The organism is Pseudomonas corni (assembly GCF_057128765.1).
Genome location: NZ_JBSKHW010000019.1, coordinates 133,304 through 143,476 on the forward strand (window position 1 = coordinate 133,304; position 10,173 = coordinate 143,476).

The 10,173-nt window shown below is 58.0% G+C and carries 6 protein-coding genes; 2 read left to right on the forward strand and 4 right to left on the reverse strand.

Annotated features, from left to right (window positions below):
• Positions 1-73 precede the first annotated feature (73 nt).
• The gene (ettA, locus tag ACWKV9_RS24540) at positions 74-1,738 is read right to left on the reverse strand and encodes an energy-dependent translational throttle protein EttA (RefSeq protein WP_483838696.1); all 1,665 of its coding nucleotides are present in this window, start codon (positions 1,736-1,738) and stop codon (positions 74-76) included.
• A 406-nt stretch (positions 1,739-2,144) separates the two neighbouring features.
• Here ettA and ACWKV9_RS24545 point away from each other — a divergent pair, with 406 nt between their 5' ends.
• Complete coding sequence (locus ACWKV9_RS24545; protein WP_483838697.1) at positions 2,145-5,987, forward strand: sensor domain-containing protein; 3,843 nt, start codon at positions 2,145-2,147, stop codon at positions 5,985-5,987.
• A gap of 218 nt (positions 5,988-6,205) precedes the next feature.
• Positions 6,206-7,459: a serine hydroxymethyltransferase gene (glyA, locus tag ACWKV9_RS24550; RefSeq protein WP_483838698.1), complete on the forward strand. Its 1,254-nt coding sequence runs from the start codon at positions 6,206-6,208 to the stop codon at positions 7,457-7,459.
• A 171-nt stretch (positions 7,460-7,630) separates the two neighbouring features.
• On the opposite strand, the gene yjiA is transcribed toward glyA, so the two are convergent.
• The 3 genes from yjiA to ACWKV9_RS24565 all read right to left on the reverse strand — a co-directional run.
• Positions 7,631-8,605 carry a GTPase gene (yjiA, locus tag ACWKV9_RS24555; RefSeq protein ID WP_483838699.1) on the reverse strand — a complete coding sequence of 325 codons (975 nt, stop codon included), beginning with the start codon at positions 8,603-8,605 and terminating at the stop codon, positions 7,631-7,633.
• 125 nt (positions 8,606-8,730) lie between these two features.
• Positions 8,731-8,928: a YbdD/YjiX family protein gene (locus ACWKV9_RS24560; RefSeq protein ID WP_037018459.1), complete on the reverse strand. Its 198-nt coding sequence runs from the start codon at positions 8,926-8,928 to the stop codon at positions 8,731-8,733.
• Between the two features lie 18 nt (positions 8,929-8,946).
• Positions 8,947-10,173 (reverse strand): carbon starvation CstA family protein (locus ACWKV9_RS24565; RefSeq protein WP_483838700.1); only part of this gene is annotated, 1,227 nt, incomplete at its 5' end.

A 10,173-nucleotide genomic window follows, 5' to 3' on the forward strand; every position in this document is an offset into this window, starting at 1 on the left:
GTTGGCTCCTACAGGAAGCAGACTCAACAAAAAACGGAGCCCGAAGGCTCCGTTTTTCATGACGCTTGCGTGATTACGCCAGCTTCTTGTGACGCACGCGGTGCGGCTGGGCTGCAGCTTCGCCCAGACGTTTTTTGCGGTCAGCTTCGTACTCGGTGTAGTTGCCTTCGAAGAAGACCGCTTGTGAATCGTCTTCGTACGCCAGGATGTGAGTCGCCACGCGGTCAAGGAACCACCGATCGTGAGAGATCACAATCGCAGCGCCCGGGAAGTCCAGCAGCGCCTCTTCCAGCGAACGCAGGGTTTCCACGTCGAGGTCGTTGGACGGTTCGTCGAGCAGCAAAACGTTGCCGCCTTCTTTGAGCGTCAACGCCAGGTGCAGACGGCCGCGTTCACCACCGGACAGGTCCTTGACGAACTTCTGCTGGTCGCCGCCTTTGAAGTTGAAGCGGCCCACGTAGGTGCGCGACGGGATTTCGTAGTTGCCGATCTTGATCTGATCGGAGCCATCGGAGATCTGCGCGAACACGGTCTTGCTGCCATCCAGGTCATCACGGCTCTGGTCAACACAGGCCAGTTGCACGGTTTCCCCGATTTCGATGCTGCCCGAATCCGGCGTTTCCTTGCCCATCAACATACGGAACAGTGTCGACTTACCAGCACCGTTACCGCCGATTACGCCAACAATCGCGCCCTTAGGCATCGAGAACGACAGATTGTCGATCAGCACACGGTCGCCGTAGCCTTTTGAGACGTTCTTGAATTCGATGACCTTATCACCCAAACGCGGGCCGGCCGGGATGTAGATTTCGTTGGTCTCGCTGCGCTTCTGGAATTCCTGCGATTGCAGTTCTTCGAAGCGTTGCAGACGAGCCTTGGATTTGGACTGCCGGGCTTTAGCGCCTTTACGCACCCACTCCAGCTCTTCTTTCATGGCCTTTTCATGGGCTGACTGTTGCTTGGATTCAGCCGCCAGACGATCGGACTTGGCTTCGAGCCAGCCCGAGTAGTTGCCTTCATAAGGAATGCCCGCGCCACGGTCAAGTTCCAGAATCCAGCCTGCCACGTTGTCCAGGAAGTAACGGTCGTGCGTGATCGCGACGACAGTGCCGGCGAAATCATGAAGGAAGTGTTCCAGCCAGGCGACGGAATCGGCGTCCAGGTGGTTGGTTGGTTCGTCGAGCAGCAGCATGTCCGGGGCCGACAGCAGCAAACGGCATAGCGCGACACGACGCTTTTCGCCCCCGGAGAGGTGTTCGATCTTGGCGTCCCACGCTGGCAAACGCAGCGCATCGGCGGCGACTTCCAGTTGGCGCTCAAGGTTGTGGCCGTCGCTTGCCTGCAGGATCGATTCGAGCTTGGCCTGTTCAGCAGCCAGTTTGTCAAAGTCGGCGTCCGGCTCGGCATAAGCGGCATAGACTTCGTCCAGACGCGCCTGGGCGTCCTTGATCACGCTGACCGCCTCTTCGACCACTTCACGTACGGTCTTGGTCGGGTCCAGCTGCGGTTCCTGCGGCAGATAACCAATGTTGAGTTCCGGCATCGGGCGTGCTTCGCCATCGAACTCGGTGTCGACACCCGCCATGATTTTCAACAGCGTGGATTTACCCGAGCCGTTGAGGCCGAGGACACCGATCTTGGCGCCCGGAAAGAACGACAGGGAGATGTTTTTCAGGATTTCCCGCTTCGGCGGAACAACTTTGCTCAGCCGATGCATGGTAAAAACGTATTGAGCCATGAAGTAAAAACCTAGCGTATGAGACTGTGAATAAGGCCGCGAGCGTGAGGTTGCGTCGCAGATTTGTCGCAGCTTTGCCGCAAGAGCAGCATTTATTTTTCGACCGACACTTGCCGTCTGGCTATTCCGGGCCTTGAATTGAACAGGCTGGTCCGCAATAACGGCGCGTGGATTCAAGTACGGTGATTGAGCTGGATCAAAGCTTGCAGGCGTGGAATCTCGCTTGCAGAAATCGGACACGCTGCGCGTCGGGCAAAGCTACCCGAATGCGGTCGACAGGGCAAACCGCCCGGCCCAATGGGGCTGGCAGTTCGCCACAATGCAAGGCATGCTAGCCGCCCTTTTGGCGCCAAGTTAATCGTGCCTTTCGCACCCGCTGATTCAGTCCAGTAGTCAGGATCATAGTTTGCCAACGACACCTGCGGTTTCTTCATTGCGCTCTGCAAAAAGCGCGGCATCCTCGCCCTGGCGCGGGTCGCTTAAAGGCATGCTGGCAGTGTTGATGCTGCTCCTGCTCATGCTGTTGTTGTGGCAACTGATCGAGCAGTTTCACCAGACTCAAGAGCGTCAGCGCCAACGTAGTGTCGATTACAGCGTTCAAATGGCCGATCGCCTGAGCCTGAACATGGCGCTTACCGCCCAAGTCGCCCTGAATCTGCTGGAGGAGTCGAGAAACAGTCCACACACTGCCGATCAGAAAGCGGCTCTGCTCGCCAGTCTGCGCATTGCGCTTCCTGCGCTGAACGACTTCGACTGGATCGATGCGCCTGGCGCGGTTCAGGAACACAGTGCTGGCATCAACCCGGACGCTGAGTTCGCAGCCCAAACCCTGGCCAGTAATCCAGACCACCCCTATTTTTACGCCAATGCGCCGGATGGCGAGCAGCTCTATCTCTTTATTCGCCAGCCCGGCACTGACAGCCGCAGCTATTGGATGCTGCGCTTTACCGGCCAAATGTTTGAGTCGCTGACGCGGCACAGCACTCAGGATTTCCAGCCTGTCTGGCAATTGGAAAACGTCAATAGCCAGCATGTCGTCTACAGCGATGGCAACCCGGAGGCTTTAGAGAACAAAGACAGCCCCGCTGAAACCGTGCTGCTCGCCCCGTTGGCGAACAGCAATTGGCAACTGCGCGGCCTTTATGATGCAGGCAAGGCGCGTCAGGAGCTGATCTCACCATTGATCGGTAAATGTCTGATTGCCCTGTTGTGCTCCATCGTACCGTTGCTGGCGCTGCTCGGACTGCGCCGTCGCCAGCGTGAGCTACACGACAGCCGCCGACGCTACAAAGATATCTTTGAGGGCACCGGCGTTGCCCTTTGTGTCCTGGATCTGTCTGACCTTCCGGACTACCTGAAGCGCCTTCAGTTGCAAACCAGCGAGGAGCTGACGACTCGACTGGAACGCCACCCTGCGCAGCTTCAGGGCCTGCTGCATCAACTGCGCATTACTGAAGTCAATCAGGTTGCAGCGTCCCTGTTGCGTAGCGAAACCGCCGAGCAGGTCTGGCGGCAACTCATCGAGGGCTGCCCTCGTAACGGCCAAGGCATTGGCCCGCTTCTTTTACATGCCGTGCTTGACGGCAGCAGCCAGTTGGAAATGGAAATCCGACTGCCCGATGCGCAAGGTTCGGATCAGCATCTGTGGCTGGTCGTGAGGCTCCCCGAGCAACCTGACGATTTCAATGCCGTCATCCTCAACATCACGGACATTACCCGCCGCAAGCAAATCGAGCTGTCATTGCAGGAGCGCGAAAGCTTTTGGTCTGACGTCGTGCGCACCGTTCCGGACCATTTGTACGTTCAGGACGTCGTGTCCCGGCGCGTTATTTACAGCAACCATCACTTGGGGCAGACCCTGGGCTACGACAAAGCCGAATTGCTGGAGATGGGGGAATATTTCTGGGAAATCCTCCTGCACCCTGACGATGCCCAACGTTATCAACAGTTGTACGCCGAACGCCTGGACGAAACGCGCGGCGACCTGACCCAATTCCAACTGCGCTTTCGCAATAAGCAGAATCAGTGGCGCCGCTTCGATATCCGCGAACAGGCCCTGGCCCGTAGCGACAGCGGACAGGTCACGCGGATCATCGGCCTGGCCAAGGACATCACCGAGCAGATCGAGGCCAGCGAATCGCTGCGCGACAGCGAACAGCGCTATCGGATGCTCGCTGAAAGCATCAGCGACGTGATTTTCTCCACCGATAACGTCCTTAAACCCAACTATGTCAGCCCTTCCGTTCATACGGTGCTCGGCTACAGCGCCGAGTGGGTTCTCAAAAACGGCTGGGCCTCCGCCATCGCCAATCCACAGCAGCTTTCAGGCCTGTATGACCTGGTGAGCCGTGTCGACAAAGCACTGGCCGACCCGCAAGCGCTGGCGCTGTTGCAAGGTCAGATACCGGCGCAGTTGTTTCTGTTCGATTGTCTGCGCGCTGACGGCCGGAAGATCCCGGTCGAGCTGCGGCTGGTATTGGTCTGGGGCGAGGACGGGGCTTTTGAAGGCATTCTTGGCGTGGGCCGCGATATCAGCCAACAGCGTCGCGCTGAAAAAGACCTGCGTATGGCCGCCACCGTTTTCGAACACTCGACCTCGGCCATTCTGATCACCGACCCTGCCGGGTACATCGTTCAGGCCAATGATGCATTCAGCCGGGTCAGCGGTTATGCCGTGGCTCAAGTGCTCGATCAACTGCCGATGATGCTGACCGTCGAAGATCAGCAGGAAGCCCATCTGGGTTACATCCTCAAGCAGCTCAATCAACGCGGCAGCTGGGAAGGCGAAGTCTGGCTCAAGCGCCGTAACGGCGAACATTACCCGGCCTGGGTTGGCGTCACAGCGGTCTTGGACGACGAAGGCGATCTGGCGAGCTACGTGTGCTTCTTCTCTGACATCAGCGAACGCAAGGCGAGCGAACAACGCATTCATCGACTGGCTTATTACGACGCATTGACCCACCTGCCCAACCGCACGCTGTTTCAGGACCGTCTGCACACCGCCTTGCAGCAGGCCGAACGTCAGCAAGCGTGGGTAGTGCTGATGTTTCTCGATCTGGACCGTTTCAAGCCGATCAACGACTCGCTCGGCCATGCGGCAGGCGACCGCATGCTCAAAGACATGGCCGGGCGCCTGCTCGAATGCGTGGCCGACGACGACACCGTTGCGCGAATGGGCGGCGATGAGTTCACCCTGTTGCTGCAACCGGGCGCGACTCAGCAGGTAGCGCTCAATCGGGCCATCCATGTGGCTGAGCAGATTCTTGCCAGTTTGGTGAAACCCTTTGTGCTGGAAGGCCGTGAGTTTTTCGTCACCGCCAGTATCGGCATCGCCCTAAGCCCCCAGGACGGCCATGAGCTGAGTCAGTTGATGAAAAATGCTGATACGGCGATGTATCACGCTAAAGAGCGCGGCAAAAATAACTTCCAGTTCTACCAGGCCGACATGAACGCCAGCGCCCTGGAGCGTCTGGAACTGGAAAGCGATTTGCGCCATGCCCTTGAGCAGCAGGAGTTCACGCTGTATTACCAGCCGCAATTCAGTGGCGACGGCAAGCGTCTGACCGGCGCCGAAGCACTATTGCGTTGGCGTCATCCGCGCCGTGGCCTAGTGCCGCCCGGCGAGTTCGTCCCCGTGCTGGAAGAACTGGGCCTGGTGGTGGAAGTCGGCGACTGGGTGCTGACCGAAGCCTGCCGTCAGCTCAAGGAGTGGCATTTGGCCAAAGTGCGGGTGCCAAAAGTGTCGGTCAACATTTCTGCGCGGCAGTTTGCGGACGGGACGCTAGGCACGCGTATCGCCACGATCCTTAAGGAAACCGGACTGCCGCCGGCCTGTCTGGAGCTTGAGCTGACCGAAAGTATCCTGATGCGCGAGGTCAACGTGGCGATGTTGATTCTCGATGGACTGAAACGTCTGGGCTTGAGCATCGCCGTGGACGACTTCGGCACCGGTTATTCGTCGTTGAACTACCTCAAGCAGTTCCCGATCGACGTGTTGAAAATCGACCGCACTTTTGTCGACGGTTTGCCCTCCGGCGAGCAGGATGCGCAAATCGCCCGCGCCATCATCGCCATGGCCCACAGTCTGAATCTGTCGGTGATCGCCGAAGGCGTCGAAACCCATGAGCAACTGGAGTTTCTACGCGAGCACGGCTGCGATGAGGTTCAGGGCTATCTGTTCGGACGCCCCATGCCGCCTTCACGCTTCGAAGCGCAGTTCAGCAATGACGCCCTTTTCATGTTGGACTGATTACAAAGCCCCCTGTAGGAGCCAACTTGTTGGCGAAGCGTCCGATGTGTTGTGTCATTCAATGCGTCTCGCGAACAAGTTCGCTCCTACAGAGGTCATCCGCGAGCGCCCCAAATGAAAACCGCTTGTCCCGCACATGACTGCCTTTCATATGCCAGACAAAAGCCGATAGGTTAGAATGCCCTCCTTTTTTACTGCCCCACGCCCCGAGGACCGCCATGTTCAGCCGTAATTTGACTATCGCCAAGTACGACTCCGACCTTTATGCCGCAATGGAACAGGAAGCCAAGCGCCAGGAAGATCACATCGAGCTGATTGCCTCGGAAAACTACACCAGCCCTGCGGTCATGGAAGCCCAAGGCTCGGTGCTGACCAACAAGTACGCTGAAGGCTATCCAGGCAAGCGTTACTACGGCGGTTGCGAATACGTCGACATCGTTGAGCAACTGGCCATCGACCGTGCCAAAGAGCTGTTCGGCGCCGATTACGCCAACGTTCAGCCACACGCAGGCTCCCAAGCCAACAGTGCTGTTTACCTCGCGCTGCTCAATGCCGGCGACACCATCCTGGGCATGAGCCTGGCCCACGGCGGTCACCTGACCCACGGCGCCAGCGTCAGCTCGTCGGGCAAGCTGTACAACGCCGTTCAATACGGCATCGACGGCAATGGCCTGATCGACTACGACGAAGTCGAGCGCCTTGCCGTAGAACACAAACCAAAAATGATCGTGGCCGGTTTCTCGGCTTACTCGCAAATCCTCGACTTCCCGCGTTTCCGTGCGATCGCTGACAAGGTTGGCGCCTACCTGTTCGTCGACATGGCCCACGTAGCTGGTCTGGTTGCAGCAGGCGTCTACCCGAACCCGATTCCGTTCGCCGACGTCGTCACCACCACCACGCACAAAACCCTGCGCGGTCCTCGTGGCGGCCTGATCCTGGCGCGCGCCAACGCCGAAATCGAGAAGAAGCTGAACTCAGCCGTCTTCCCGGGCGGTCAAGGCGGTCCTCTGGAGCACGTCATCGCGGCTAAGGCCATCTGCTTCAAAGAAGCGTTGCAGCCTGAGTTCAAGACTTACCAGGAACAAGTAGTGAAAAACGCCAAGGCAATGGCCGGTGTGTTCATCGACCGTGGTTTTGATGTGGTGTCGGGCGGTACCGAAAACCACCTGTTCCTGCTGTCGCTGATCAAGCAGGACATCTCCGGTAAAGACGCCGACGCCGCGCTGGGCAAGGCTTTCATCACCGTGAACAAAAACTCCGTACCGAACGATCCACGCTCCCCGTTCGTGACCTCCGGCCTGCGCTTCGGCACACCGGCTGTTACCACTCGCGGCTTTAAAGAAGCAGAGTGCAAAGAACTGGCTGGCTGGATCTGCGACATCCTGGCTGACCTGAACAACGAAGCGGTAATCGACGCCGTTCGTGTAAAAGTGCAGGCCATCTGCGCCAAGCTGCCGGTTTACGGAGCGTAAGAGATAACGCCTCACCTGTAGGAGCGAATTTATTCGCGAGCCGCAGGTACAGCCGATGAAGATATATCGGTTGTACCTGCCTCTTCGCGGACAGGTTCGCTCCCACGGTTCTAATGCGCCACATCTGCCTCTCGCGAATAAATTCGCTCCTACAGAATTTGCGTTGTCGCCCTACTCCGCTGCCACCTTCGCAAACCCCGCCCTAATCTTCTCTTCCGGCAAATCATCGGCAATGAACACGATCACGCTTTCGCGTTTTTCGTCTTCGGCCCATTCGGTGTCCCAGTCGAAGCCGTACAACTTCAGCACGCCCTGGAACACCATCCGCCGCGACTCGCCGGCAATGCTCAACACGCCTTTGTAGCGCAGCAATTGTTTGCCATGCTCTTCGAGCAGTTCATTCATGAATTCGCTGAGCTTTTCGATATCCAGCGGTGTGTCGCTGCGCAGCACCAGACTGCTGATGCGGTCGATGGAGTTTCCTGCCGGTGCGACAGGACGCAGGCTCATGCCAGCTCCCAAGTCGGCGTTGAGGTTGAAACCGCGCACGTCGAGCATTTCTGCCAGGTCGATCTTGCCGTGCTCGACCACACGAATCGGCGCCCGGCGGTTGATCCGGGTCAGTCGGTCACTCAATGCGGTGAATGTCGCCTCATCGACCAGATCGCGCTTGCTCACCAGCAACCTGTCGGCGAAACCGATCTGCGCCTGAGCGATGGTTTGCAGCAAGTGCGTTTCGGCGTGAGCGGCGTCCACCAAGGTGATGATGCCGTCGAGGATGTAGCGCTCGCGCAGGTCTTCGTCAATGAAGAATGTTTGAGCGACGGGTGCTGGATCGGCCAGACCAGTGCATTCGATCACCAAGCGATCAAAGGCGATTTCGCCGCTGTCCAGACGCTCAAGCAATAGATAAAGCGCTTTGGTCAGGTCGGTGTGGATGGTGCAGCACACGCAGCCGTTAGAGAGGGTCATCACCTGCACCGGCTCATCGCCAAGCAACTGGGTGTCGATGCCTGCATCACTGAATTCGTTTTCGATCACGGCGATTTTCAGGCCGTGTTCTTCCTTGAGCAGATGACGCAACAAGGTGGTTTTGCCCGCGCCGAGGAAGCCGCTGAGAATCGTGACCGGAATTGGTGTAGACAAACAAAAATCTCCCATGAGCTTAAAAAACTGTGGGAGGGAGCTTGCTCGCGACTCTGTCCGGCACCGCAGTGGTGACCGAACTGAAAAATCGCGAGCAAGCTCCCTCCCACACAGGTTCTAGCCAATCAACAGCACTTCGGCCCGCCCTTGCCGCCGTAACGCGCGTCCTGACGTTCCCGAAAGAACATCTCGTAGCTCATCACCGGTTTGTCGGGATGGGTCTTCTGCATATGTTCGACGTAGTTGTCGTAATCGGGCATCCCCACCATCAGGCGCGCAGCCTGACCCAAGTATTTCCCGAGTTTGCTCAGGTCATTGAACATATGCAGCGCTCCGGTCGATCAATGGGTTTCAGGGAATGGCTGGAAAGGCGATTCCTTGTCCGTACGTTCTTTCCTGATCCACGCCGCGCGACCGACCTTGATTGCGTAGAACAGAATGCTCAGGACCACGAACAGGAAGAGCACGGTCAACGTGGCGTTGGTGTAGGCATTGAAGATCACATGCTGCATCTGGTCCATGGTTTTTGCCGGAGCCAGAACCTGACCAGCATCGGCAGCAGCGCTGTATTTCTTCGCCAGCGCCAGGAAGCCTACCGCCGGGCTCGGATCGAACAGCTTGATGAAGCCTGCAGTCACGGTGCAGATCAGCAGCCACGAAGCCGGCAGGATAGTGACCCACGCATAGCGCTGACGCTTCATTTTGATCAGCACGACCGTCGCCAGCATCAGTGCGATCCCTGCCAGCATCTGGTTAGATATCCCGAACAGAGGCCACAAGGTGTTGATGCCGCCCAGCGGATCAATGACGCCTTGATACAGCAAGTAGCCCCACAGCGCGACACATCCACCCGTACCGATTGCGTTGGCGGTCCAGGATTCAGTGCGTTTGAGCGATGGCACGAAGCTGCCAAGCAAATCCTGCAGCATGAAACGACCGGCACGCGTACCGGCGTCAACTGCAGTCAGGATGAACAGCGCTTCAAACAGGATCGCGAAGTGGTACCAGAACGCCATGGTGTTCTGACCGGGGAACGCTTGGTGAAGGATCTGCGCGATACCGACGGCCAGTGTCGGCGCACCACCGGCACGGGCCAGTACAGTGTTTTCGCCAATGTCCTTGGCCACTGCAATCAACTGATCAGGTGTGATCAGGAACCCCCAACTGGAGACCATCGCCGCCACCGAGTTGACGTCGGAACCCACAATCGCCGCCGGGCTGTTCATGGCGAAGTACACGCCTGGCTCGATAACCGAAGCCGCCACCATGGCCATGATCGCCACGAACGACTCCATCAACATGCCGCCGTAACCGATGTAACGGGCGTTGGTTTCGTTATCCAGCAACTTGGGCGTGGTGCCCGAAGAGATAAGCGCATGGAAACCCGACACCGCACCGCAAGCGATGGTGATGAACAGGAACGGGAACAGCGAGCCTTTCCAGACCGGGCCGGAGCCGTCGGTGAACTGAGTCAGCGCAGGCATTTTCAGTTCAGGCGCGAGGATCAGGATGCCGATCGCCAGGGCCACAATGGTGCCGATTTTCAAAAACGTAGAGAGGTAGTCACG